General features: G+C 47.7%; 21 protein-coding genes. 11 read left to right on the forward strand and 10 right to left on the reverse strand.

What is annotated here, in order from left to right; all coding sequences use genetic code 11:
- Positions 1-62: 62 nt before the first annotated feature.
- The 4 genes from QMG91_RS00295 to QMG91_RS00310 all read left to right on the forward strand — a co-directional run bounded on the left by QMG91_RS00295 (position 63) and on the right by QMG91_RS00310 (position 4,751).
- Positions 63-1,616, forward strand: a complete 1,554-nt coding sequence (locus QMG91_RS00295; RefSeq protein WP_022591007.1) for an ABC transporter substrate-binding protein — start codon at positions 63-65, stop codon at positions 1,614-1,616.
- A 184-nt stretch (positions 1,617-1,800) separates the two neighbouring features.
- Positions 1,801-2,778, forward strand: a complete 978-nt coding sequence (locus tag QMG91_RS00300) for an ABC transporter permease (protein WP_004405615.1) — start codon at positions 1,801-1,803, stop codon at positions 2,776-2,778.
- A gap of 2 nt (positions 2,779-2,780) precedes the next feature.
- Complete coding sequence (locus tag QMG91_RS00305) at positions 2,781-3,719, forward strand: ABC transporter permease (RefSeq protein WP_281828119.1); 939 nt, start codon at positions 2,781-2,783, stop codon at positions 3,717-3,719.
- Between the two features lie 111 nt (positions 3,720-3,830).
- The gene (locus tag QMG91_RS00310) at positions 3,831-4,751 is read left to right on the forward strand and encodes an SPOR domain-containing protein (RefSeq protein ID WP_281870115.1); all 921 of its coding nucleotides are present in this window, start codon (positions 3,831-3,833) and stop codon (positions 4,749-4,751) included.
- Here QMG91_RS00310 and QMG91_RS00315 read toward each other — a convergent pair.
- Together QMG91_RS00315 and QMG91_RS00320 are read right to left on the reverse strand one after the other, a co-directional pair.
- Positions 4,748-5,278 (reverse strand): phosphatase PAP2 family protein, encoded by a 531-nt coding sequence (locus QMG91_RS00315; RefSeq protein ID WP_281828121.1) that lies wholly within the window; start codon positions 5,276-5,278, stop codon positions 4,748-4,750. The two genes, QMG91_RS00310 and QMG91_RS00315, sit on opposite strands and share 4 nt — an antisense overlap.
- A 98-nt stretch (positions 5,279-5,376) precedes the next feature.
- Positions 5,377-6,291, reverse strand: a complete 915-nt coding sequence (locus QMG91_RS00320; protein ID WP_281828122.1) for a LysR family transcriptional regulator — start codon at positions 6,289-6,291, stop codon at positions 5,377-5,379.
- 142 nt (positions 6,292-6,433) lie between these two features.
- Between QMG91_RS00320 and QMG91_RS00325 the strand changes: the two genes are divergently transcribed.
- Positions 6,434-7,348 (forward strand): aldo/keto reductase, encoded by a 915-nt coding sequence (locus tag QMG91_RS00325; protein WP_281828123.1) that lies wholly within the window; start codon positions 6,434-6,436, stop codon positions 7,346-7,348.
- Between the two features lie 62 nt (positions 7,349-7,410).
- Here the strand turns inward: QMG91_RS00325 and add are convergent, their stop codons facing one another.
- The 6 genes from add to glnA all read right to left on the reverse strand — a co-directional run bounded on the left by add (position 7,411) and on the right by glnA (position 15,965).
- Positions 7,411-8,412, reverse strand: a complete 1,002-nt coding sequence (gene add, locus QMG91_RS00330) for an adenosine deaminase (protein WP_281828124.1) — start codon at positions 8,410-8,412, stop codon at positions 7,411-7,413.
- Between the two features lie 86 nt (positions 8,413-8,498).
- On the reverse strand, positions 8,499-11,054 hold the full coding sequence (gene gepA / locus QMG91_RS00335) for a phosphodiesterase GepA (protein ID WP_022592337.1): 2,556 nt from the start codon (positions 11,052-11,054) through the stop codon (positions 8,499-8,501).
- 98 nt (positions 11,055-11,152) lie between these two features.
- A complete protein-coding gene (gene glnG, locus QMG91_RS00340; RefSeq protein ID WP_281828125.1) occupies positions 11,153-12,565 on the reverse strand; it encodes a nitrogen regulation protein NR(I) in 1,413 nt (470 codons plus the stop codon).
- Between the two features lie 30 nt (positions 12,566-12,595).
- Positions 12,596-13,651 carry a nitrogen regulation protein NR(II) gene (glnL, locus tag QMG91_RS00345; RefSeq protein WP_281828126.1) on the reverse strand — a complete coding sequence of 352 codons (1,056 nt, stop codon included), beginning with the start codon at positions 13,649-13,651 and terminating at the stop codon, positions 12,596-12,598.
- A 106-nt stretch (positions 13,652-13,757) separates the two neighbouring features.
- On the reverse strand, positions 13,758-14,351 hold the full coding sequence (locus tag QMG91_RS00350; RefSeq protein WP_022606035.1) for a DUF4124 domain-containing protein: 594 nt from the start codon (positions 14,349-14,351) through the stop codon (positions 13,758-13,760).
- Between the two features lie 204 nt (positions 14,352-14,555).
- Complete coding sequence (gene glnA, locus QMG91_RS00355) at positions 14,556-15,965, reverse strand: glutamate--ammonia ligase (RefSeq protein WP_004405631.1); 1,410 nt, start codon at positions 15,963-15,965, stop codon at positions 14,556-14,558.
- A 515-nt stretch (positions 15,966-16,480) separates the two neighbouring features.
- On the opposite strand from glnA, the gene typA reads away from it, so the two are divergent.
- Positions 16,481-18,310 (forward strand): translational GTPase TypA, encoded by a 1,830-nt coding sequence (gene typA / locus QMG91_RS00360; RefSeq protein ID WP_281828127.1) that lies wholly within the window; start codon positions 16,481-16,483, stop codon positions 18,308-18,310.
- 78 nt (positions 18,311-18,388) lie between these two features.
- Here the strand turns inward: typA and QMG91_RS00365 are convergent, their stop codons facing one another.
- Both QMG91_RS00365 and QMG91_RS00370 read right to left on the reverse strand, forming a co-directional pair.
- On the reverse strand, positions 18,389-18,868 hold the full coding sequence (locus QMG91_RS00365; RefSeq protein WP_281828128.1) for a phosphatidylglycerophosphatase A family protein: 480 nt from the start codon (positions 18,866-18,868) through the stop codon (positions 18,389-18,391).
- Positions 18,865-20,091 carry a lipopolysaccharide biosynthesis protein gene (locus QMG91_RS00370; RefSeq protein ID WP_281828130.1) on the reverse strand — a complete coding sequence of 409 codons (1,227 nt, stop codon included), beginning with the start codon at positions 20,089-20,091 and terminating at the stop codon, positions 18,865-18,867. The genes QMG91_RS00365 and QMG91_RS00370 overlap by 4 nt, the downstream gene beginning before the upstream one ends.
- Before the next feature lie 276 nt (positions 20,092-20,367).
- On the opposite strand from QMG91_RS00370, the gene QMG91_RS00375 reads away from it, so the two are divergent.
- The 5 genes from QMG91_RS00375 to QMG91_RS00395 are packed head-to-tail and all read left to right on the forward strand — an operon-like array spanning position 20,368 to position 24,751.
- Positions 20,368-21,495 (forward strand): inositol-3-phosphate synthase, encoded by a 1,128-nt coding sequence (locus tag QMG91_RS00375; protein ID WP_022551895.1) that lies wholly within the window; start codon positions 20,368-20,370, stop codon positions 21,493-21,495.
- A gap of 18 nt (positions 21,496-21,513) precedes the next feature.
- Positions 21,514-22,131, forward strand: a complete 618-nt coding sequence (locus tag QMG91_RS00380) for a CDP-alcohol phosphatidyltransferase family protein (protein WP_281828134.1) — start codon at positions 21,514-21,516, stop codon at positions 22,129-22,131.
- Positions 22,128-23,411, forward strand: a complete 1,284-nt coding sequence (locus tag QMG91_RS00385; RefSeq protein ID WP_281828135.1) for an FAD-binding oxidoreductase — start codon at positions 22,128-22,130, stop codon at positions 23,409-23,411. The genes QMG91_RS00380 and QMG91_RS00385 overlap by 4 nt, the downstream gene beginning before the upstream one ends.
- Before the next feature lie 42 nt (positions 23,412-23,453).
- Positions 23,454-23,894: an SRPBCC domain-containing protein gene (locus QMG91_RS00390; RefSeq protein ID WP_004405644.1), complete on the forward strand. Its 441-nt coding sequence runs from the start codon at positions 23,454-23,456 to the stop codon at positions 23,892-23,894.
- Positions 23,891-24,751: a sulfotransferase gene (locus QMG91_RS00395; RefSeq protein WP_281828137.1), complete on the forward strand. Its 861-nt coding sequence runs from the start codon at positions 23,891-23,893 to the stop codon at positions 24,749-24,751. The genes QMG91_RS00390 and QMG91_RS00395 overlap by 4 nt, the downstream gene beginning before the upstream one ends.
- Positions 24,752-24,761: the final 10 nt, after the last annotated feature.

Below are 24,761 nucleotides of genomic sequence, written 5' to 3' on the forward strand. Positions count from 1 at the left end.
CAATGCAATAACACAACACAGACAACAACTAGGGATTGGATTCCCGCATAAGGAGTTATGCAATGAAAACCATAAAGACCAAATTAGCGATGGCGCTGATGGCTGCAGGCTTGAGTTTCAGCGTTGCAGCTGCAGACATCACAGTTGCTTACGATGCTGACCCAGTATCACTGGACCCACATGAGCAGCTGTCTGGTGGCACACTGCAAATGTCTCACATGGTATTTGATCCTCTTATCCGCTTTAACCAGAAAATGGAATTCGAACCTCGTTTGGCTGAATCTTGGGAACGTATTGATGGTCAAACAATGCATTTCAATATTCGTCAGGGCGTTAAATTCCACTCAGGCAACACGTTGACTGCAGACGATGTCGTTTGGACATTCAATCGTCTGAAAAACTCTCCGGACTTTAAAGGTATCTTTGGTCCAATCGCTTCTATTACCAAAGCAGGCGATTACAAAGTTGAAATTAAAACTGACGGCGTTTACCCACTTGTTGAAAACGTAATGACTTACCTGTTCCCAATGGACAGCAAGTTCTACTCAGGTAATACGGCAGAAGGTAAAGCGAAAGACGAGCTAGTGAAGCACGGTAACTCGTACGCATCGACTAACGTTTCTGGTACGGGTCCATTCGTTATCACGCAGCGTGAGCAAGGCGTAAAAGTGACGTTTGAGCGTTTCGATGGCTACTGGGACAGTAGCTCGAAAGGTAACGTTGATAAGCTAACACTGGTTCCAATCAAAGAAGATGCGACTCGTGTTGCTGCACTGCTTGCTGGTGACGTAGACATGATTGCTCCTGTTGCACCAAACGACTACAAGCGTATTCAGAAAGCAGACAGCGTTGACCTATATACCATGCCTGGTACTCGTGTTATCACGTTCCAGATGAACCAGAACAGCAACCCTGCACTGAAAGATGCTCGCGTTCGTCAGGCGATTGTTTACGCAATCAACAACGAAGGTATCACTAAGAAAGTAATGAAAGGTGCGGCAACGGCTGCAGGTCAGCAAAGCCCAGTTGGTTTTGTTGGTCACAACCCAGACCTTAAGCCTCGTTACGATCTTAAGAAAGCGAAGCAGCTAATGAAAGAAGCGGGTTACGAGAACGGCTTCAATCTAAGCATGATGGCGCCAAACAACCGTTACGTGAACGACGACAAGATCGCTCAGGCAACGGCGGCAATGCTGTCTAAGATCGGTATCAAGGTTGATCTGAAGACTATGCCTAAAGCGCAGTACTGGCCAGAGTTTGATAAGTGTGCGGCTGACATGCTGATGATCGGATGGCACCCAGATACAGAGGATTCTGGTAACTTCACTGAGTTCCTGGCGATGTCGCGTAATGCAGACACTGGTAAAGGTCAGTACAACTGTGGTCACTACTCAAATGCAGAAGTCGACAAGTTGATCGAAGAGACCAACAAGATGACGGATCTTGGGAAGCGTAGTGCGGCTCTGAAGAAAGTAGAAGAAATTCTATACAATGAAGCAGCGTTCGTTCCTCTGCATTGGCAAGACCCTTCTTGGGCTGCAAAAGGCAATGTGGAAATTGGTCCAATCATCAACGGTATGAACTTCCCTTACTTTGGCGACTTGGTTGTTAAGTAAGCGAAGCTTTCACCACTTGCGCCAGACCTGAATGCAGGTCTGGCGTATCAATAAAACAACCAACAGTCGGTGATTGATAGATTCGTCTATTTTGGTGCTTGGCTTTTTCTTTCAGTCGAGCCAGGTACCACTTTTGAGGCTGAAGGGTATTACATGAAAGTCATGGAAAGTTAAGGGGCAAGGAATGTTTACGTTTCTCGTCAAGCGCCTGTTTCAGGCACTGATAGTGATGTTTGTGATCAGCTTGGTGGCGTTTGCCATTCAGGATAATCTTGGCGACCCATTACGGGAACTGGTAGGTCAGTCGGTTTCGGAAGCAGAGCGACAAGCCTTGCGTGATGAGCTGGGGCTCAACGATCCATTCATTACCAAATATTCACGCTTTGTAGGCAATGCACTACAAGGTGATCTAGGGACATCTTATTTCTTCAAACGCCCTGCGGTTGAAGTCATTCTGGATAAGCTGGTGGCGACGCTGGAACTGGTGTTTGGGGCAACCCTCATCATCATAGTGTGTTCGATACCACTCGGCGTATATTCCGCCATTCATCCAAAAAGCATCTTTACCAAAATTGTTATGGCAGGAAGCAGCATCGGTATCTCGATTCCGGTTTTCCTTACCGCCATTATGCTGATGTACGTTTTCTCCATTGAGCTCGGCTGGCTGCCTTCCTATGGGCGGGGTGATACCGCGAACGTGCTCGGATGGGAGTCTGGCTTCTTTACGCTAGATGGTTTATCACACTTGATTTTGCCGTGTGTGGCACTGTCATCCATTATGCTGCCATTGTTTATTCGTTTAGTACGTTCTGAAATGCTGGAAGTGCTGAGCTCTGAATACATCAAGTTTGGCAAGGCAAAAGGTCTGGCACTGAACAAGATTTACTACCAGCACGCACTGAAAAATACCATGCTACCCGTTCTTACTGTAGGTGGTGTTCAGATTGGTACTATGGTGGCCTATACCATTCTGACTGAAACGGTCTTCCAGTGGCCAGGTACTGGTTTCCTTTTCCTTGAAGCAATTAACCGCGTAGACACACCGTTGATTACAGCGTACGTGATTTTTGTTGGGCTGATTTTCGTGGTGACCAACACCATTGTTGACTTGCTGTACGGCATCATCAACCCAACCGTGAACCTGACAGGTAAAGGAGCATAACCATGAATAACACAAATGCTGCTCCATCAAGTTGGGAGCGCTTTAAACAATCCGACTTTTTGTACTACTTCCTGAAAGACAAAGTCGCCATGTTCAGCTTTACCGTGTTTATGCTGTTTTTGGTGATGGCGTTGGCGGCACCGATCATTGCGCCGTCTGACCCATACGATTTGTCTTCGATTGATATCATGGACTCTGAACTTCCGCCTTCGTGGATGGAAGACGGAGACGATCGATTCCTTCTTGGAACCGATGAGCAAGGTCGTGACATTTTTTCCACCATTTTGTACGGTTCTCGCTTGTCGCTGACGATTGGTTTCCTGGCGGTAGGTTTACAGCTTTTCTTGGGCATCATCATTGGTTTGTCTGCGGGTTATTTCGGTGGTCGTATTGATAGCTTCCTGATGCGTTTTGCTGATGTTCAGCTGTCATTCTCAACTATGATGGTGGCAATCATCGTTTCGGCGATTTTCAAAGCCAGTTTCGGTAGTGACTTCTACGCTCAATATGCGGTAGTGATGCTGGTGGTGATCATTGGTGTGGCGGAATGGCCGCAGTATGCACGTACCATTCGAGCATCAGTATTGGCTGAGAAGAAGAAAGAATACGTGGAAGCGGCGCGCGTGATGGGCTTTAAATCGCCTCGTATCATGTTCCGCCATATTCTTCCTAACTGCCTGTCACCTATTCTGGTTATCTCTACCGTACAGGTGGCGAATGCCATCATGTCTGAAGCGGCACTGTCATTCCTGGGTTTGGGTTTGCCCGTTGATCAGCCGTCACTAGGTGCGCTGATTAGTATCGGATTTAACTACATATTCTCTGGTGCATGGTGGATTACTGCCTTCCCAGGTCTGGTCCTGGTGACCTTGGTACTGGTGATCAACCTGTTGGGTGACTGGTTACGAGATGTATTTAACCCGAAAATCTATAAAGGGTGATCCAATACCATTGATTTCCCATCGGAAATATTCATAAACTTAAGAGCCGGCATTATGCAGGCTCTTTTTTTGCATTCACATAGCTATGGAGGCAATGTGTTGGGGAAGGTTATGGACACGAATTCAACAATGAAATGGGTGATCGCCATTGCGGCGACGCTGCTTGTTGGGGTGAGTGCAGTCAAACCCGCCTTGGCAGATGAATACTTGTGTGATGCAACACAGGCATCCACTAACGAGCTTCCTGTCCTCAAGAACGATTGTCCTATTGGCGACGGTTTGTGGGGAAAACGCGGGCCTTCCCGAAGTGCGGAATTGTTCTGGATTCAATGCGGCATTTTAGATAAGCCCCTTGCCCTGAGAAAAGCCAAAACCGTTTATCAGCGAATTTCGACCGATGTCTGGATGATGCGCTACGGCAAAGAATATCGTTGTTTGATTGGTCCGTACGATGATTATGCGACTGCACTGAAAGAATGGCGGCAGATCCGTAAGCTTCCAAAATACAGCGATGCCTTTATCCGAGAGATAAGGAATCAACCCTCTCAAACGGCGGCGACACAGACCGCAAAAAGTGCTCCGGCAAAAGCACCATCTGCTGTAACCTCTCCTGCTCCTGCTCCTGCTCCTGCTCCTGCTCCTGCTCCAGAAATGGTTGTTACACCACCTGAGCAATCAACGGCATCAAAAGCGGCAGAGATGGATATTCTGGTTCGTAGGCAAGCTAAATTGGGCGAGAAGACCTACGCGATCCCGTTTATCCGGGATTACGAGCATTTCTATATGGAGTACGACAAGCCATGGAATCGTATGGATTATGACTCGGCTACAGAAGTGTGTGGGTTGCTAGGTATGCGCCTTGCCACCCAGAAAGAGTGGCAAGGCATACTTGATTCTGGAGAGCTTTCGAGAGAGAAGTGGCCTTTGCACTTGCCCTATTGGGGCATCAGTCAGCAGGGCTTCTTTACTAGCGGGAAAGTCACTCAGCTCAAGGGCACGTCATTGCTTAACGTGCTTTGTATTCAGGCTTAAAAACGTACTTGAGCCGTTACTCCGGTTTCTTCTCCAGTAAAATAAGGCAGCACAGTGACCGAGTAGCCTAATTCGGTTACTGCATACTGAACGCCGGTTGCTAATGCCATTCCGGCAATCACATCACGCCAGTAATGGTGATTGGCATCTACACGAGAATACCCCACCAAAGCTGCTGCTCCGTACGCTGGAATGCCGTAGGCAGAACCATAGCGAAACTGCAAATACGCCGCCCCCTGTGTAGCAGCCGAAGTATGCCCTGATGGAAACGAATGGTTACCGCCATTTGGGCGCTCAGCGTTGACGGCAAACTTTATCGCATGTGTGGCTAATGCGTTGTAGAGCGCCCCTTCAGTTAATTGAATCAGACCTTCAGTATCGTCCTTGTACCAGGAAATCATTGCCGCAGTCAGCGGAATGCCAATCTGGGCAATATCGCCATAAGTCTCTAGGGCTTCGTTTTTTGCGTGGGATGGTAATGAGGTCAGTGAAGCGGCTATCGCAGCCAAAGGAATAATTTTTTTCATGTTCATACAGCTCAATTGACGTAGGCACTATTCTACTGGAAAACGTCGTTGGTGTGACGGGATATTGCCGAAATGAAACACTATTTTGAGTTTTCTGTTTAATTGATGCTGCTGGACGTAACCCAATTCTGTAAGAACTGAGCAAAAGCGAGTAACGCCTCACTTTGTTTGAGTTGTTGTGGAAAGATCAAATAGATGCCACGAGTCTGGGTAAAGTAACTGGTAAGAATCGGTGTTAGCTGCCCTTTTTGAATGGCAGGCTGCACCAAATAATCAGGCAGTTTAATGATGCCTTCTCCCTGAACAGCGGCTTCATAGAGTAAAAAATTATCGTTGGCGTAAAACTGTCCTTTAGTCTCAACCTCTCGCTCGAATCCCTGATGTTGATAGCGCCATGTGGTGAGATGCGGGTCTGACAGGCAGTTATGCCGAGCCAGTTCTTCAGGTGTCTGTGGGGTGCCATAGAGATTGAGATAATCCGGAGACGCGCAGCATAAATGCTGATAATCCATCAGATGCTTGGCAATCATATTGGCGGGCGGCGTGTTAGTTGCCCGAATAGCAAGGTCAAATGGCTGTTGGGTGAGGTCTTGATTGGTATAGCCAATGTCGATGTCGAACTCGATGTCCGGGTGCAGTTTACGAAAGGCTCTGCACGCAGGCGTTAAGTAGCGTTGTCCAAAAATCGCGGCGCAGGTAATGGTCAGTTTGCCTTCAATTGCAGAAGCAGATTTCCGAATCTCCTTTTCCATGGTCTGCACCGAAGAGTTAACCCCTTGCATCTGCGATAATACCTTTTGACCTGCTTGTGTCAGGCGAACACTTCGGGTGGTGCGGATCAGCAAGGTGACGTCCAGATCGCGTTCCAGAGCATTGATTTGGGTAGAAAGATAACTGCGTGAGATGCCTAGCTTATCTGCCGCCTGCCCGAAGTTAAGGCACTCTGCCACCACGCTAAACAGATAGTAGCGTTCGAACCTTTTGTGCAGTCTCATCTCTTGCGGCAGTTTCATTAGTACTCCTTTTAATGACATTATCCCTTATATCACATTTTATTGTTCACTATAGAGAATAGTTAATTCAGAGAATAGGGTTCAATAGACTAAAAGTGCCGTCTACTATTTAAGAAATGAGAAGCGTCTTATAGGTGGAATTATGTCTTCAAATCAAAAAGATAAAAGCAACTACAATGGTGACCCTCTTTCAGATATTGAAATGATTCAAGGGTACTGGCGTATGGGTGAATGGGGAATGTCTCCTGCCGAGCGTTTGGACTTTGTAAAGCAGCATGTGGAACTGGGTATTACAACCGTCGACCACGCAGCAATCTACGGAAGTGACGTTCCATGTGAAACCCTGTTTGGAGAAGCACTAGCGTTAGAGCCTTCACTGCGTGAGCAGCTCCATATCATCACAAAGCTGGGCATTATTGCACCTCAGTCTGAGGGTGGAATCGCTTACTACGACAGTGGACGCGAGGAAATCATTTCCTCAGTGGAACGTTCGCTAAAGCAGCTAGGCGTTGACCATGTGGACACACTCTTACTTCACCGCCCGGATATTTTGCTTCAACCTGAAGAAGTCTCGAAAGCGTTTGAAGTGTTGAGAAGTTCTGGCAAGGTGCTGAACTTTGGTGTGTCTAATTTCTCGACTCACGAATTTGCATCTCTGCAATCTTATCTCGACATCAAACTGGTCACCAATCAGGTTGAAATTAACCCAATCAATATGCAAAGCCTGGAAGACGGAACATTGCATCAGTTGCAGTTGCAGCGCCGTCGCCCTATGGCGTGGTCTTGTTTAGCTGGTGGCAATCTCTTTAATCCAACCACAGATCAGCACCAACGAGTACTGAAAGTATTGGAAGAAATCAAAGAAGAGGTATCGGCTGAGTCAATTGATCAGGTGGTGTTTGCCTGGGTAATGGCGTTACCGTCTCGTCCTATCCCAATCATTGGGAGCGGCAAGATTGAACGTGTGAAAATGGCAGTTGCAGCGAAAGACATCACTCTCACTCGCGAGCAATGGTATCGAGTCTGGACTGCATCAAAAGGGCACGGCGTGGCTTGATTTTGCGGTCCATATAAAAACAAAGGAGGCGATTGCCTCCTTTGTTATTTAACACTCTACTTTTAGCGATTTTTCGCCATTTCGCGCAGCGCTTCTTTTTCGGCTTCCGATAGGAACGCAATGTCCAAACCGTTGATTTGTGCTTGACGAATCTGCTCCTGGCTCAAGCCTGCTGCTGGGGCTGCAACCTCAAATTCGTAGGGTTGCTCAATGCCTTCTACCGCAGGGTCATCGGTGTTGATACACGCTTTGATGCCATGCTCAAGGAAAGTTTTCAGTGGGTGAGCAGCCAGTGATTCAACAGTGCTGGTCTGAACGTTGGATGTTAAGCAAGACTCAATACCGATGCCGTGCTCAGCCAGATAATCCATCAGCTTAGGATCGTGAACCGCTTTCACACCATGACCGATACGAACAGCGCCAAGCTCTTGGATTGCCTGCCACATGCTCTTTGCACCTGCAGCTTCACCTGCGTGAATGGTCACTTGCAGACCCGCGTCTTTTACCTGATTAAAGTGTTTAACGAAACGGTCACCCGGCTGACCCAGTTCGTCACCCGCTAGGTCAATCGCGACTAAATGGTCTTTGTGTGCAAGAAGACCATCAAGCTCTTGCTGACAGGCATCCTGACCAAAAGTACGGCTCATAATTCCGATAAGATTGGTTTTCACACCAAAGTCACGAACGCCCGCCTGAATACCATCGACTACCGCTTCCACCACACCGGCAACCGGAAGCTTGTGCTTCATTGCCATGTAGTAAGGAGAGAAACGTAGCTCTGCGTAGTCGATTTGCGCGTTCATCGCATCTTCTACGTTTTCATAAGCCACACGACGACACGCGTCTAGGTCGCCCAGTACCGCAACACCCCAATCCAGCTTTGAAAGAAAAGCCACTAGGGAAGGCTCGGCTTCAACAATCTGAACGTGTGGACGAAGCGACTCTATGTCGTACGCTGGAAGTGCCACGCCAAATTTTTTGCCCAGATCTAAGATAGTCTGGCTGCGAATGTTACCGTCCAAATGGCGGTGTATGTCAGTTAACGGCAGGTTCTTGGTGATCATGTTGACTTCCTAAATGCGACTAATTTGGCTAAGTATAAAAACCATTTAGTAACCTGTCAGTAGGAGAACAGCAGTTTATTGTTTGATCAGGACTGCTTTTCTTTTATGTTCACCAAATCTGTTGGCCATTCCGAAAATGGGACAGGTCGGCTGAACAGGAATCCTTGAGCTTGAGGACAATCGAGCATGCGCAGTAGTTCAGCTTGCTCGGTGGTTTCAACACCTTCTGCCACGAGGTTGACCTTAAAGCCTTTGGTGATGTTAACGATGGCTGCGACGACCGAAGTGTCTATCTGCTCTCGCTCCATCTGAACGATGAAAGAGCGATCAATCTTAAGGCAGTCAAATGGCAGCTTATGCAGGTAGGCGAGCGAAGAATAACCCGTACCAAAATCATCAATCGCAATTTTCACATTCAAGTCTTTGATGGCTTGCATGTTTTTCAAGATGATAGGGTCATTATCGACAATCTTGGACTCGGTAATTTCCAGTGTCAGGTTTTGTGCGCTAAGGCGAGTGTACTTGAGCACCATTTCCAGCTCTTCAGTGAAACCGGGTTGCGATAGCTGATTGACCGATAGATTCACATGCAAACTGAAATCGGGATGCCACTGACCATTTTGAATAGCTGTCGCGGTATCGGTACATGCTTTAAGCAAAACCTGAGAGCCAATATCGCCAATTAGACCACTTTCTTCCGCCACAGGAATGAAATCGAGCGGTGGTATGACACCATTTTCTTCTGAAACCCACCTCGCCAGAGCTTCTGCACCCACAATTTCCCCACTTTCTAAATCAATAATAGGTTGATAGAAAGGAACAAATTCACTGGCGGCAATGGCTTCATTCAGGCTTGCCAGAGTCTGAGTTTTCTTACGAGAAACGTCTGCCATTTCAGGACGATAGTAAACGACTCTTAGTGCATCCTGCTTGGCGTGACTGAGTGCAATACTGCCGTTTCTTAACCATGTACTCATGTCGTTTTGGTCGCAGGAAAGCACGATACCAATGGAAACATTCACCACTACAGTTTCTGTACCCATGTTAAAAGGGGCACTGAAGGATTGTTTAATACGAGTTACTAGGTGCTCAACCGCCGTTTCAGAACCGTTGCTCGGGTCGTAAATGGCGAACTCATCTCCGGCAACTCTCGCCAGCAGCGCCCGATCACTGCACAGATTTTTGAGGCGCTGAGCGATGATGGTCAGCAACTGGTCGCCACTGTAATGCCCTAGGCTGTCATTGATGTCGCGAAAACGATCGATTCCGATAAGAATCAAAGAACCAGGGCGAGAGTTGTTCAAATTACTGCTGGTTTCAATCAGCCCCTGTCGGCTGTAGAGCTGAGTTAAAGAGTCGTAAACCAGTTGCGTTCGCAGTGCTTCAAAAGAGGACTTAAGATTATGGGTCATGTTGTTGAAGGCTGACACCAACATGCTGGTTTCGAAAATTTTCCCCGGCTCCGGCATCGGGCTGTCCCAGTCACCTTTGGCAATTTCTCTGGCGGCGTTTGCCGTGGTTGTGATCGGGTGAGTAATCCGGTTGAACACCAGCACGCCAAGCAAAAATCCAACAAGGCTAACGGTTAAGCCTATCAGCCAGCCGCGCTGTTGCTGCTGAGGTAAGTCTCCAAGCAAATCATGCTCGGCAATGGTCACCACGATGTACCATTCTAAGCCGTAAGGGTTGGCGTAACGAGATAGCTTGTTGAAGTAGCGTTCTCCATTGGTAACGAAGTAGAACATTTCGGGTCTGGCTTGTCTGGCGATAAGCTGGTTATCCAGAATGTATTGTGCGCTCGCCTGAATGACAGGGTTTGGGCTTTCCTGTGCTTGTAGCCGCTGACCTTTCACCGTGTTCGGTGTGCCTTTAGAAACCACGCTTGAGTTATCGGAATGAGCAACCAGCCGACTATCCTGATCGAAGATGAATATGGAAGCCGCGGTACGCTTCTTTTGATAAATCAGAAAATTGTTGAAGGTGTCGATCTTAATGTCTGCCACCATCACACCGATCAATTCGTCGTCCACAATCACCGGGTTGGTGGCACTTAGAGTGATTTCCTGACGCTCGTCCGCGTTGGTGTAAATATTTGACCATCCGGGCATGCGCGATTCTGCTGCAGGTACATACCACGGGCGAATTCTTGGGTCGTACCCCTGAAAGGAAGACTTCACACCAGACTCGATTTTACGCCCAGCGAAAATCACCAGATCGTCTTCCGTTCGGTTATCTTTGAGCATTAGAGTGAAATCGGACGCGGGCTCGCGTCGAAAGCCGACAAATTCCCCCTCTTTGCCACCAAAAGCCACCACATCCAGATGAGGAATATTTTTATAGAGGTGGTTAAAACTCACTGAGAGGTAATCTTCAATGCGAGTCAGATCACCGCGTTCATACAAACCGTTAAATTCGAGAGATTTACTCAGTGTAATGTTGGCTTGATAAGGTTCATCAAGAAAGATAGAAAGGCGACTTTTGACGTTCTCAGTAAAGGCAATAAGCTGCTTATGGCTCAGGTTAGACACCATGTTTTCGAAGCTGCTCTTCTGAACAAACGCAATGACACCGAAAGTGAACATAAATACGATCACAAAAGGTAAAATCACTGCAGTACGTAATGTAATCTTGTTGCTCGCCATTGCCCTAGATAAAGTTAGTGGACGCCATTCTGTATTTGGTCGGAGTGGCGCTATTGTATAGGCTAGAAAACAAGCTAGCGAGTCTTTTTTAAACAATTCTACTGAATGTTTAACTCTTTTAGTTTTCTAGTGAGTGTATTACGACCCCAACCCAGGACTTTAGCCGCATCCTGCTTATGACCATTCGTATGGTTTAGCGCTGTCTTTAAGAGTATACGTTCAAATTCTGGCAGTGCATAAGAAAGGATCTCAGTTTCACCAGAAGTAAGTGCTTCTTTTGCCCATTCTTCTAGTTGAGACTGCCAGCCGCCATTTTCATGCGAAGTGGGCATGGTTTTTGTGTCTTCAAAGAGCTCTCGTGGCAAGTCAGAGGGAAGAACTTCGTTTCCGCTCGCCATTACGGTGAGCCACCGACAGATGTTCTCTAGCTGACGAACGTTTCCTGGCCAGGGAAGTTGATTCAGGTTGGCGATGGTGTCTGTGTGCAGGGTTTTCATCTCGACGCCCAACTCTTCAGCCGCAAGGCTTAAGAAATGCTGCGCCAGCTTTTCGATGTCCTGCTTACGTTCTCGCAGAGCGGGGATATGAACCCGAATTACGTTCAGGCGGTGGAAAAGATCTTCACGAAAATCCCCTTCATGCACCAGTTTTTCCAGATTCTGGTGAGTCGCTGCGATGATGCGAACATCCACGTTAATAGGGGAGTGTCCACCTACTCGGTAGAACTGCCCGTCTGCCAGAACACGCAACAGGCGCGTCTGGATATCCAGTGGCATGTCACCAATTTCATCCAAAAACAGTGTGCCGCCATTGGCTTGCTCGAAACGTCCCTGACGAACGGTGTTGGCACCAGTAAACGCGCCTTTTTCATGACCAAACAGCTCAGATTCAATCAGATCTTTCGGTATCGCGGCCATGTTCAGGGCAATGAAAGGGTTTTTAGCACGAGGGCTGTGGCGATGAAGGGCGTGCGCGACCAGTTCTTTACCTGTTCCAGATTCTCCATTGATCAACACTGAGATGGAAGAACGAGACAGGCGACCAATGGCGCGAAACACTTCCTGCATCGCCGGTGCTTCACCAATGATTTCCGGAGCGTTACTGGTGAACGCGTCAGTCGTTGACTGGTGTTTTCGTTGTTCGTAACTGTGGGCGATCGCGCGTTCGACAAGCGTCAAGGTTTCATCAATATCAAACGGTTTAGGCAGATATTCAAATGCCCCTTTCTGATAGGCATTCACTGCCGCGTCGAGGTCGGAGTGCGCCGTCATAATAATCACGGGCAGGTCAGGGTATTGCTGGTGGACTTCTTTGAGTAAGTCGAGCCCGTCTATACCAGGCATTCGAATGTCAGACACCAGGACGTCTGGAACCTGGCGTTCAAAAGCCATCAGGACGCTTTCAGCATCAGCAAAGGTTTCGCACTGGATTTGTGCAGAGGACAAGGTTTTTTCCATTACCCAGCGGATGGAGCTGTCGTCATCGACGACCCATACATACCCTTTACTCATGATTCTTCTCTCCTAACAGCAATGCGTATTTCACTTAATCGGTAAAATAATGGTGAATGTGGTTTTCCCCGGCCAGCTTTCTACGTCGATTTTTCCTTGGTGCTGGTCAATTAAATTTTGTGATATCGACAACCCAAGCCCAGTGCCGCCCTCGCGACCACTGACCATGGGATAAAATAAGGTGTCTTGCAGCTCACTCGGTATGCCCGGACCGTTGTCGATGATGTCCAGTTTGGCAGCCAGCTTATAGCGCTGACCGTGGATATTCGCCTGATGCACCGTTCTGGTGCGAAGAGTGATCTGCCCGCTTTCCTGTTCCGCTAATATCTGTGCAGCGTTACTGACAATGTTCAGTAAGGCTTGCTCAATCTGATCAGAATCCATCATCAGCGACGGCAGGCTCGGGTCGTAATCCCGATGAATCTGGATAGATTGGCTGGATTCCAGTTCCACAAGCTGGCGCACTTTTTCTAATGCAACGTGCAGGTTGGCTTCTCGTTTTTCTCCCGGTTTCTGAGGACCTAACAGCCTGTCGACCAGTGCTCTCAGGCGATCTGCCTGTTCAATGATGATTTGGGTGTACTCTTTCAGGCTTGGGTCTGGCAGCATTTTCGATAATAGCTGCGCGGCGCCGCGAAGACCGCCGAGTGGGTTTTTGATTTCGTGTGCTAACCCACGAACAAGGACTTTTGCAGCCTGTTGCTGCGCGTGCTGGTTGAGCTCCTGACTTAAACGTCTTTGTTGCCCAATCTTGCGCAACTCAACAAGAAGTAAGAGTTGTTTTTCCCAGGTAAAGGGGCTGACTGTCACTTCCACCATCACTGGCTTTCCGTCTATCACAAAGGTGACATCACTGTCGGTAATGCTCTGACCCGTTTGGAGCGGCTGGGTCAGCATGCTCAAATCCATGGACGCGTGCTGGATCAAGTCTGCCAACATGCTGGATTGTAAGCGCTTTGCACTTTGAGAAAACAAAAGCTCTGCCGCGGGGTTGGCATATTGGACGGCTAACTGCTCATTAAGCAGCATGGTTGCCGTCACAACATTATCGAGAATCGCGGTAGAGCGCAGATCGTGGGTGGTCATGTCCTTACCTTTTAGTTTGCACCAAAATGGTGCGATGCTTATTTAGTATGGGGCATGAACCTAAAAAGAAAAAGTTAACGAATCGAATAAAGTCCGTTATTCCTTGCTATCCCGCAGATTTCACCCTCGCCCGATGCAAATGCACCGTTACTGGAGAGGTAGATGCAATAAGCTTGCCGCCTATAACTGCTTGTACTGCAAGTACATGTGTGCCTCTATCGACATTAATGAGTTGCCATAATGGCTTGGTTTGCGGAGCGCCATAAGGTTTTCCGTCTAGCATGAGCTGGAGTTGCTCACCGATACCAAGTTTTCTGTTTTGTTCAACCTGAATATTAATGATGCCCCGGTTGCTACGAAGCGTCTGATCTTGTTGCAGATTACTGATGGATATCGAAAGTGGCGCCGTCTTTTCTGGCTTTTTGCTTTTTTGTGTTTCCGTAGCGTTGGCTTTTTCTGCAGCCTTAGCTTTGGCCGTTTTTTTGTCTTTCAATGATTTTGCAGGAGCGAAGACTGGCGCGGGTGCGCTGGCGTTGCTGTCTGGCAGCACAAAGGAATCTTTTTGTTTGGCAGCGCCATCTGGCGGCGTATCGCTAATATGGAGGATGCCGTCGTCATCGACCCAAGAGTAGACCGTTTGGCTAATGGCGGCAGGGGCAATCATCAAACTAAGCACAGAGAGTAGGGTGATCAGTTTCATTTTAAGCACCAGTGTAGAGTCACGTTAAAGGATACGTCGCGCCTCTGTTATAAGGGTCTGTTGACCTGATTTTAAATGGTGGGTGCGACACGCTAAATTGCTGGAGATTTAACCTAATGCTAAGGGGTTGTTAACTAAAGTGAAATATAAAAAAGGCCCGCCTGCGAGGCGAGCCTAATAATTATGTAAATAATTACATCAATATTACACAGAGTAGTAAAGTTCGAACTCAACTGGGTGAGTTGTCATGTTCACTTTCTCTACGTCCTGACCTTTCAGATCGATGTAAGAATCGATGAAGTCGTCAGAGAATACACCGCCAGCTGTTAGGAACTCACGGTCAGCATCTAGAGCTTCTAGTGCTTCTTTCAGAGAGTATGCAACAGTTGGGATTTCTGCCGCTTCTTCAGCTGGTAGGTCGTACAAGTCTTTATCCATTGCTTCACCTGGGTGGATCTTGTTCTTAATACCGTCAAGACCAGCCATAAGCATAGATGCGAAGCATAGGTACGGGTTAGCTGTTGGATCACCGAAACGAATTTCGATACGACGTGCTTTCGGGCTTGGTACCACTGGGATACGGATAGAAGCAGAACGGTTACGAGCAGAGTAAGCTAGCATAACTGGTGCTTCGAAGCCTGGAACAAGACGCTTGTATGAGTTTGTAGATGCGTTCGCGAATGCGTTGATTGCGCGAGCGTGCTTGATGATACCACCAATGTAGTAAAGAGCTGTTTCAGACAGACCGCCGTACTTGTCACCTGCGAATAAGTTAACGCCATCTTTAGCCAGAGACTGGTGAACGTGCATACCAGAACCGTTGTCACCTACAAGTGGCTTAGGCATGAAGGTTGCTGTTTTACCGAATGCGTGTGCAACGTTGTGTACAACGTATTTGTAAACCTGGATTTCGTCCGCTTTTTCAGTCAGTGTGTTGAAACGCGTAGCGATTTCGTTCTGACCAGCTGTCGCAACTTCGTGGTGGTGTGCTTCAACAACCTGACCCATTTCTTCAAGGATCAGACACATTGCGCTACGGATATCTTGAGAAGAATCCACAGGTGCTACTGGGAAGTAACCGCCTTTAACACCTGGACGGTGACCTTTGTTACCGCCTTCGATTTCTGCGCCTGTGTTCCATGCTGCTTCGATGTCGTCAATCTTGAAGAAAGAACCAGACATGTCTGTATTGAACTTGACGTCATCAAATAGGAAGAACTCTGGCTCTGGACCAACAAGAACGGTGTCAGCGATGCCAGTAGAACGCATGAACTCTTCAGCGCGCTTAGCGATAGAGCGTGGGTCACGATCGTAGCCTTGCATTGTTGCAGGCTCTAGGATGTCACAACGTACGTTTAGAGTTGCGTCTTCCGTGAATGGGTCTAGAACTGCAGATGATGCATCCGGCATCATCACCATGTCTGACTCGTTGATGCCTTTCCAGCCAGCAACAGAAGAACCATCGAACATCTTACCTTCTTCGAAGAAGTCTGCATCGACTTGGTGAGCAGGAATAGAAATATGCTGTTCTTTACCTTTAGTATCGGTAAAGCGTAGGTCTACAAACTTTACTTCGTTTTCTTGGATTAACGATAGAACGTTTTCTACAGACATCTTGGATAACCTCCAGTGTTATTAAAGCGGTGGTGCACAAGTTTAGTTAAACCGGCATTGATTAATATAAACATTCAACAGTATTAATCGATGACAGTTTTGTGAAAGCTAAAACTGTGCCAATAATTTGAATCCTTTAATATCATGCATTTAGCTAAAATATTACTGATGAGCAATACCGTTTTGCACCATAATGATCTTTGAGTGCACTAAGTTGGTGCAAAACTTATTTGAAGTGCTAAATGATGATGCAACGCTTATTTCAGCAATCAATTTGTGGGTTTGTCAATCGACTTTTTACGGTGCGCAAATCAAGTTGTAGACCAGTTATTGGCATTTGCCGAGCCATTTGTTACATCTATGATTACTTTTCGCCGTTTGAGATCACATATTCCTAGGCTTTTTTCTAAAATCTGGTACATTATTGACCGTTTTTTTAATCAAGTAAGCGGCTATTCTTCATTGCGGTATCTAAGATGAGGGAGGCGGCTTCTTTTATAAGTGAATCTAGATCCATGGCTACCCCACAGATTGAAAAATTGAGAAACATCGCGATCATCGCGCACGTTGACCACGGTAAAACGACTCTGGTTGATAAACTGCTACAGCAATCAGGCACCCTTGAGTCACGCGGCGAAGCGGAAGAGCGAGTCATGGACTCGAACGACATCGAGAAAGAACGTGGCATCACCATCCTGGCGAAAAACACCGCGATCAACTGGAATGATTACCACATCAACATCGTAGATACTCCGGGACACGCCGACTTCGGTGGTGAAGTAGAGCGTATTATGTCGATGGTAGATTCGGTTCTGCTTATCGTTGATGCGGTTGATGGCCCTATGCCTCAAACGCGTTTCGTAACGCAAAAAGCATTCGCACATGGCTTGAAGCCAATTGTGGTTATCAACAAAATCGACCGCCCGGGTGCACGCCCTGACTGGGTAATGGATCAGGTATTTGACCTGTTCGACAACCTGGGTGCGACCGATGAGCAATTAGACTTCCAAGTAGTTTACGCATCAGCGCTAAACGGCTGGGCATCGCTGGAAGAAGGCGAAACTGGCGACAGCATGGAACCACTATTCCAAGCCATCGTTGACAACGTAGAAGCGCCACAGGTTGACCAAGACGGTCCGCTGCAAATGCAGATCTCTCAGCTAGATTACAGCTCTTACGTGGGTGTTATCGGCGTAGGTCGTGTGACTCGCGGTACGGTGAAACCGAATCAGCAAATCACAGTTATCGGCTCAGACGGTAAAACGCGCAACGGCAAAGTGGGTACGGTTCTGGGTTACCTTGGTCTTGAGCGCCACGAAGTGGAGCAAGCAACAGCGGGTGACATCATTGCCATCACAGGTCTGGGTGAACTGAAGATTTCTGACACCATCTGTGCACAGAATGAAGTGGAAGCGCTACCAGCTCTGTCTGTTGACGAGCCAACGGTAACCATGACGTTCCAGGTGAACACCTCTCCATTTGCAGGTAAAGAAGGTAAGTTCGTGACTTCACGTAACATCCTTGAGCGCCTGGAGAAAGAACTGGTTCACAACGTAGCACTGCGTGTTGAACAAACCGACAACCCAGACAAGTTCCGTGTATCGGGTCGTGGTGAACTTCACCTGTCTATCCTGATTGAAAACATGCGCCGTGAAGGCTTCGAGCTGGCGGTATCTCGCCCTGAAGTAATCATCAAAGAAGAAGATGGTCAGAAGCTAGAGCCGTTTGAGACAGTTACCATTGATGTACTGGAAGAGAACCAGGGCAGTATCATGGAAAAAATTGGTCTGCGTAAAGGTGAGCTGACAGACATGTCTCCAGATGGCAAAGGTCGCATACGTATGGACTTCATGATGCCTTCTCGTGGTCTGATTGGTTTCCAGACAGAATTCATGACGCTGACTTCTGGTTCGGGTCTGATGTACCACACGTTCGATCACTACGGTCCGCACAAAGGTGGCGAAATCGGTCAGCGTGTTAACGGCGTACTGATTTCAAACGGCGCAGGTAAAGCACTGACTAACGCCCTGTTTAACCTTCAGGAGCGTGGTCGTATGTTCATTGGTCACGGTGTTGAAGTGTACGAAGGTATGGTCATTGGTATCCACAGCCGTGATAACGACCTGACAGTAAACCCACTGAAAGGTAAGCAGCTGACCAACGTTCGTGCTTCTGGTACCGATGATGCGCAGGTTCTTACGCCGCCAATCATCATGACTCTTGAGCAAGCACTTGAGTTCATCGACGATGATGAACTAGTAGAAGTAACACCAGAAAGCATTCGTATCCGTAAGAAGTTCCTGTCGGAAAGCGATCGTAAACGCGCATCACGTGGTGCAATCTAAAACGTTGCCTCGCTTACGAATCTAGTTACAAGCCCTGCTTCTGCGGGGCTTTTTAATGCGTTAAAACCAGAATTCAGTTTATAGAAGACCTAACGTGCTGAATCCCAGCACGCACAACCAGGCTGCGATACCCGCCAGAATGTCATCCATCATGATCCCTAGCCCGCCTTTGAGCTTTTTATCTGCCCAGCTAATTGGGTAAGGTTTTAGAATGTCGAATGCGCGGAACAGGAAAAAAGCCGCCAGTAAATAGCTCCACTGAAATGGAAACGCGATCATCGCAATATAGAACCCTGCCACTTCATCCCAAACAATCACTTGCGGGTCTTTCTGACCTATCTCTTTGGCTGTTCTGTCGCAGCAGAGTACACCGTAGATACAGATGAACAGCCCCAATATAAGTTGCCCGATCAGGCTCATTTGGCTTGCCGCATAAATAAAAGGCAATGCCGCCAATGCCCCTACGGTTCCCGGCAGTTTTGGCGACAATCCTAAACCAAATCCGAGCGCAAAAAACTGATGCGGTCTGGTTAGGTTAATTTTCCCTGTTGTGTTCATGCAAAATCCCTTTGTAAAAGTCGATATCCTAAGCGTTGTCGGACGGCTCTCATTGCCAGTCCGTTTTGAATAATAAGCGAGAGCGCACAGCCGATCGCCGCACCGTATATCCCAAGTTGCCAGCTCAGCGCGATCACTATCATCGCGTTGAGAAGGCAGCTCTGGATGAGCACCCAACTGAAGCTTTTTTCGTTGTGGGTCATCATCAGGATGATGCCTACAGAGCCAGACCAAACATTAAACAGCTGACCCAGAATCAGTATAAAGAAGAAAGGCATAGCGGATGTGTAAGGCTCGCCAAGCACAAAGAAAGCGGTGGTACCCACTATGCATATAAAAGCTGAGTAAGGCGCTAACCACTGGCGTAAAACTCGTACTGACAGCCCGGTCAGGCTTCTTAGTTCATCGGTGTGATCGCTAAGGTATGCGGCTGCCAGCTTAGGGGCGATGACATAGTTCATTGCGAACAGCAAAATAGCCAACACAATCGACAGCTTCTGTGCGAGTGAAAGCAGAGCGAATTCGGTATCGTTTAAGAAAGGTCCTGCCAGTAATAACCCTCCCCACATTAACCATTGTTGCATTAGCGCGTTCAAGGCAAATGTTGTCCAGCTTCTGTGGCTTGGGTCCTGAGGTGGTGATTGCTTCACAGGTGCAGGATGGGAAGTCAGCCAAACCATGAATGCGAAAAGCATGACCGTGGCACAACTTGTTAAATAATGCTCAATAAGCAAGGTGTGGCTGAATATTTCTTTCTTCTCGAACAGAAGCAAAACACCCATTACGACCGGAATGGCAAAAAATTGAAGCAAACTCGCAAAAATAGGGCGGTTTCTGCCCTGTAAAAGCCCGCACCAAAGAAACAAAAATGTCGTGCTTGCAATGCAAGCTGCGACGCAAATCATGACTTTGGTCAGATAATCACGATTTAGCCAACTGGCCAAATCTGCTGAAAACTGGATGCACAAGACACAAAAAACAGCAGTAACCGCTGCAACAATCAAAAACAGCTTGCTCATTTCCTGTGTCCATTTTTTACCGTTGAGCGTTTGGCTCATTCTGACTAAAAGGGGGGGAATGCCCAAAGTCAGCATGCTGGAAAAAAGCTGAATAAAAGTCATACCAAACAAAAACTTACCGATTTCCTCCGCCGTCCCTCGTGCGGTAATTGCCGATAGCATAGAGAATTCAACCGCTGCGCTGGCAAGGATAATATTTCCCACAAAGAAAACTTGTTTTTTTATTGGTCTTGTTTGATTTATCAATAGTAATCCCTGTTTTGTGATTAATTTGTTAGTGATTGTTGGCTAATTTCAGCATGTTTACAGTGAATTTTCATCATATTAATATTTTGTTTCACGTTGGTTAAGTAACAAAATTATCTATAAAACAGTTGTTTATAAATCTTCTGGTGATTTATTTGTCATTAATTTTGATAAATGAAGCTTATCGGGTGATTTCTGTTTATACGGATGTTTATTGATGTTTAAGGATGATTAATGGGAAAGATAAAAGTCGCCATTGCTGGAGTGGGTAACTGTGCAAGCTCTTTGATTCAGGGCATTCATCACTATGGAAAACCAGAGAACCAAAACGTTGCTAATGGTCTGATGCAAGACAAGATAGGTCCATGGCGCTGCTCTGATATTGATGTGGTTGCTGCATTTGATATCGATGCCAGGAAGGTCAACCAACCTCTGCATAAAGCCATTTTTGCCAAGCCCAACTGCACACAGGTATTTGCACCTGACGTACCGGCTTCTGATGTCATTGTTCAGATGGCTCCGGTTCTGGATGGCTACAGCAGCCACATGCAGGAATACCCTCAGGATAATGCGTTTCAGGTCGCGGATCAGGAAGCGGTTGATGTTATTCAGGTGCTTCGTGAAAGCAAAGCGGAAGTACTAGTGTGCTACTTACCAGTGGGCTCAGAAAAAGCAGTGAAGCATTTTGCTGAAGCGTGTCTGGCTGCCAAGGTTGCCATGGTGAACTGTGTTCCGGTATTCATTGCATCTAACCCCGAATGGGCAGAGCGATTCCGTCAGGCAGGGGTGCCCATTGTTGGTGATGATATTAAGAGTCAGGTGGGTGCCACCATTGTGCACCGCGCACTGACAAAGCTTTTTGATAACCGTGGTGTGTCACTGAAACGTACCTATCAACTGAATACAGGCGGAAACACGGACTTCCTCAATATGCTGGCGCATGAGCGCTTGAAGTCTAAAAAAATCTCTAAAACTCAGTCTGTAAACTCTCAGCTAGACACTCCGCTGGATGCTCGTGATATTCACATTGGTCCATCTGATTACGTGCCTTGGCAGGAAGACAACAAACTGTGCTTTATCCGCATGGAAGGAGAAGGGTTTGGCGGTCAGCCGCTAGAACTGGAACTGCGTTTATCCGTGCAGGATTCACCAAACAGTGCCGGTGTGGTTGTTGATGCGATTCGCAGCGCAGGTCTTGCCGTACAACGTGGGCTGGGTGGTCCTATAGAGTCGGTCAGCGCTTACTTTATGAAGAGTCCGCCGGTTCAGATTCCTGATCCTCAAGCTCACGATCAGGTTGAAGCTTTCTTCCGCGCACATTCTGAAGCAGAACAAGCCGTGAAAGAGCTGGAAACCTGTTAATCGGGGTCAGAGGAAGTAATGATGATCACCAGCTACAAACAATTCTTCAGTGCGACATTTAAAGCCCCTATCCATTTGAGCGCGAGGCTGACACTCAAATGCGGGTTCAATGCCAATACCGTCACCTTACTTGCATTGCTGCTGGCTATTGCGGCCAGCGCCATGTTGACGGTGACCGAGAACTTTCTCTGGTTTGCCTATGCGGTTGCCGGAATTGGCTATCTGGATCTGCTGGATGGTGCGGTTGCCCGGGCTTCCAATACGTGCAGTCGCTTTGGGGCCTATTTCGATGCCATGTGTGACCGCATTGTGGATGCAGTGACGGTATTTGCCATCGCATGGGTGAGCGGGCTATGGCCACTGTGTTTCGCCTATGTCATTGGTTCGTTGCTGGTGAGTTACGCCAAATCTCGTGCTGCGATGGAGGTGTCTGTCAGTAACACGTCCTGGCCAGACTTAATGGAGCGCACAGAGCGCTTCATTTTGTTCACCGCAATCTTGCTCGCGTATGGGCTATTCCCCGATTTTCTGATCGCCGGTTATAGCATCTTGGTGTGGGGATTAGTGGTGAGCTGTGCGCTTATCTACCTAACTTTGGTTCAGCGTTGGCACCGTGCGTGGAGATTACTGCAATGAGTGTGTTAGAGCCTATCGCAAGCTGGACACATACCTGCGCTACCCAAACTCGTATTTGTGAACCAGAAAAAACGGATCTGACCCAACCCTTTATTGCCAGAGGGGGTGGTTGCAGCTTTGGTGATGCCTCTTTCCTGACTGATGGTCAGACGGTGGTACAAACTCTGGAGCCTGTGATTGTAATCGATTCCGAAAACATGACGTGCCGGGTGTCTGCCAATATCGAAATGGGGGAACTGCATCGCTCGCTGATCCCCAATGGATACCAGTTCTCTGTTTATGGCGGCACTCAATGGGCAACGGTGGGCGGTGCTACCGCGAGCGACATTCACGGCAAAAACCATCATCGGGTGGGAAGCTTTGGTCGGCATGTGAAAGCCATCAAATTAAAAATCCCGAGTGGAGATGTGTTGGTATGCAGCGCCGAAGAAAATGCCGATCTTTTCTCTGCCACTATTGGTGGGATGGGATTAACGGGGATGATTCTGGAGGTGGAACTCAGGATCCAGCCACTTGATTTTACTAGCGTGACTGAAAGCAAAACCCCGTTTTTCAGTTTTGAGGAAATGCTGGCTCTACTCCGCGAAGACCCCGCTTTTCACTACGCCTGTCTTTACGTTGCCAAACAGCCCGTCAACGGCTGGTATGTGAGTGCAGACTACGCGGAAGAGAAGCGTCCATTTCCTGATAAAGCGAAAGACTGGGCGTGGTTGCCTCATCTGCCTATCGTACGTGACGGTACATTGCAATTCGCCAACCAACTGGCAAAACAACGACATAGAAGTAAGCAAAACACCAAACATGTGTTTGCCTACAACTATGGTGGTCCTCACCAAATGGTGAAGCAGGCGAATCGGTTCTTACCGAAAAGTGGTGTGATTGAATTTCACTACCATCTCAGTGATGAACATTTTTCGCACTCTCTCGACGTCATGTTGGCGATGGCGGAAAAAGCCCGTTTGCCTCTGACTCATTTGGTGATTAAGCGAATGGGCGACTTTTCTTCACCGGGCATGCTGGCATTCACCGCTCCGGGTTGGGCAATCAATTTTCAGGTGCAGGACAACAGTTTGTCGCGTGATTTTCTTAGTGCGTTCGCCAATGAAATTGCACCGCTTAATCCTCGTTTTTATCTCGCGAAAGATGCCTGTTTAAGTGCGGAGCATTACCACGCTTCAGCGCCAGAACTGGAAAATTGGCAACGTATCGTCAAACACATAGACCCACTCAATCTGATTCGCTCAGATCTGTCTCAAAGGCTCAGTTTAAAACCCTGGTAATCAGAAAAGTCACGTCTGATTGACCTGGAAAAAGGATTTGCCATGAAAGTTTTGGAAACGGAAATTACCATTGATTCGAATATCGAGCACATCTGGAATGTGCTGACTGATTTCGAAAAATACCCAGAGTGGAACCCATTCTTAACTCAGGTAGAAGGACCACTGAACCCGGGAGAAACCCTCACAGTGACGGCGCATCCAAGTTCGTCCGTTGCACGCACCTTCTTCCCAAAAATGATTTCAGTGGATGAAGGAACAGAATTTAGCTGGCTAGGTCAGTTCCATTACCCCAAGTTGCTCGATGGTCACCATATCTTTCGTTTAGAAAAAATCGATGAGAACCGCACTCGCTTTGTACATAACGAAGTGTTCAAAGGAGCGTTGCTTTTTGCTCACCTGCTCCTTCGCTGGAAGCACACAGAGCTTGGGTTCAATGAGATGAATCAGGCGCTCAAAGAACGTTGTGAGGAGGCGCTGGCATGACGGCGAAAACCGATTTAGATAATGATGTCTGGCTATGGTTTAGTGTGCGCTGGCAACGCTTTGTCGATCAAACGCGCTTCTCCCTTCAGAAAGAGCGCATCGCGACAGAATTTGAGCAATTGAAAACCTGTGCGCTTTTTATTGGTTATCCACGCAGTGGTCACAGTATCTACGGCTCCATACTGGATGCTCATCCCGATATGCTGGTGGCGCATCGCCTTGATGCACTGGCGTGTGTAGGCAAAAAGCCGGACATGAAAAAGCTCGGTTATCTAATCAAGCGCAACTCCGAGCGCTTTGCTCAAAACAGCCGAATGCTGACGGGGTATGCCTACGATATCGATACTGGCTGGCAGGGAAAACATCGTAATCTGGTAGCGGTGGCCGATCAGGAAGGCAAACGCACCACATTGAAGTTGGGTGAAAATCCAGAGCTGATTGAAACCCTACTCGGGCAAGACAAGCCGATGGTGAAATTCATTCATATCACCCGCAACCCGTTTGACAACATCGCGACCTGGTCGCGTCGCATGGGACGATCTTTGGAGTACACCACGGATAAATTTCTTGAACTGTGCCGTTACAACAAAGAGATCATCAGCCGATTGCCGGAAAACCGGGTCGTGACTCTTCGCCATGAAGATTTGATAGATGATTTTGATAATACAGTCGCGACGTTACTGGATTATCTGGATCTGGAAAAAGACCCGCACATCATCGCGAAATGTCGGGAAAGTGTGTATTCCAGCCCAAATCAGTCACGCAACAAAGTGAACTGGTCGCCCGATCTGGTCCACCGGGTCGAGACGGAAATTCAGGCGTTCGATTTTATGCGCCATTACCACTTCGGAAACTGATGAGGAACTG

The sequence above is a fragment of the Vibrio nigripulchritudo genome (assembly GCF_027924785.1).
GTDB classification, from domain to species: domain Bacteria; phylum Pseudomonadota; class Gammaproteobacteria; order Enterobacterales; family Vibrionaceae; genus Vibrio; species Vibrio nigripulchritudo.

Coding starts and splice junctions, on each gene's coding strand:
- glnA (WP_004405631.1), bottom strand. CDS start 15,965: ATGTCTGTAGAAAACGTTCTATCGTTAATCCAAGAAAACGAAGTAAAG.
- QMG91_RS00385 (WP_281828135.1), top strand. CDS start 22,128: ATGAGTGTGTTAGAGCCTATCGCAAGCTGGACACATACCTGCGCTACC.
- QMG91_RS00380 (WP_281828134.1), top strand. CDS start 21,514: ATGATGATCACCAGCTACAAACAATTCTTCAGTGCGACATTTAAAGCC.
- QMG91_RS00310 (WP_281870115.1), top strand. CDS start 3,831: ATGGACACGAATTCAACAATGAAATGGGTGATCGCCATTGCGGCGACG.
- gepA (WP_022592337.1), bottom strand. CDS start 11,054: ATGGCGAGCAACAAGATTACATTACGTACTGCAGTGATTTTACCTTTT.
- QMG91_RS00300 (WP_004405615.1), top strand. CDS start 1,801: ATGTTTACGTTTCTCGTCAAGCGCCTGTTTCAGGCACTGATAGTGATG.
- QMG91_RS00315 (WP_281828121.1), bottom strand. CDS start 5,278: ATGAAAAAAATTATTCCTTTGGCTGCGATAGCCGCTTCACTGACCTCA.
- QMG91_RS00365 (WP_281828128.1), bottom strand. CDS start 18,868: ATGAACACAACAGGGAAAATTAACCTAACCAGACCGCATCAGTTTTTT.
- QMG91_RS00295 (WP_022591007.1), top strand. CDS start 63: ATGAAAACCATAAAGACCAAATTAGCGATGGCGCTGATGGCTGCAGGC.
- QMG91_RS00350 (WP_022606035.1), bottom strand. CDS start 14,351: ATGAAACTGATCACCCTACTCTCTGTGCTTAGTTTGATGATTGCCCCT.
- QMG91_RS00305 (WP_281828119.1), top strand. CDS start 2,781: ATGAATAACACAAATGCTGCTCCATCAAGTTGGGAGCGCTTTAAACAA.
- QMG91_RS00375 (WP_022551895.1), top strand. CDS start 20,368: ATGGGAAAGATAAAAGTCGCCATTGCTGGAGTGGGTAACTGTGCAAGC.
- QMG91_RS00390 (WP_004405644.1), top strand. CDS start 23,454: ATGAAAGTTTTGGAAACGGAAATTACCATTGATTCGAATATCGAGCAC.
- QMG91_RS00395 (WP_281828137.1), top strand. CDS start 23,891: ATGACGGCGAAAACCGATTTAGATAATGATGTCTGGCTATGGTTTAGT.
- glnG (WP_281828125.1), bottom strand. CDS start 12,565: ATGAGTAAAGGGTATGTATGGGTCGTCGATGACGACAGCTCCATCCGC.
- add (WP_281828124.1), bottom strand. CDS start 8,412: ATGATCACCAAGAACCTGCCGTTAACTGACATACACCGCCATTTGGAC.
- glnL (WP_281828126.1), bottom strand. CDS start 13,651: ATGACCACCCACGATCTGCGCTCTACCGCGATTCTCGATAATGTTGTG.
- QMG91_RS00320 (WP_281828122.1), bottom strand. CDS start 6,291: ATGAAACTGCCGCAAGAGATGAGACTGCACAAAAGGTTCGAACGCTAC.
- typA (WP_281828127.1), top strand. CDS start 16,481: ATGGCTACCCCACAGATTGAAAAATTGAGAAACATCGCGATCATCGCG.
- QMG91_RS00325 (WP_281828123.1), top strand. CDS start 6,434: ATGTCTTCAAATCAAAAAGATAAAAGCAACTACAATGGTGACCCTCTT.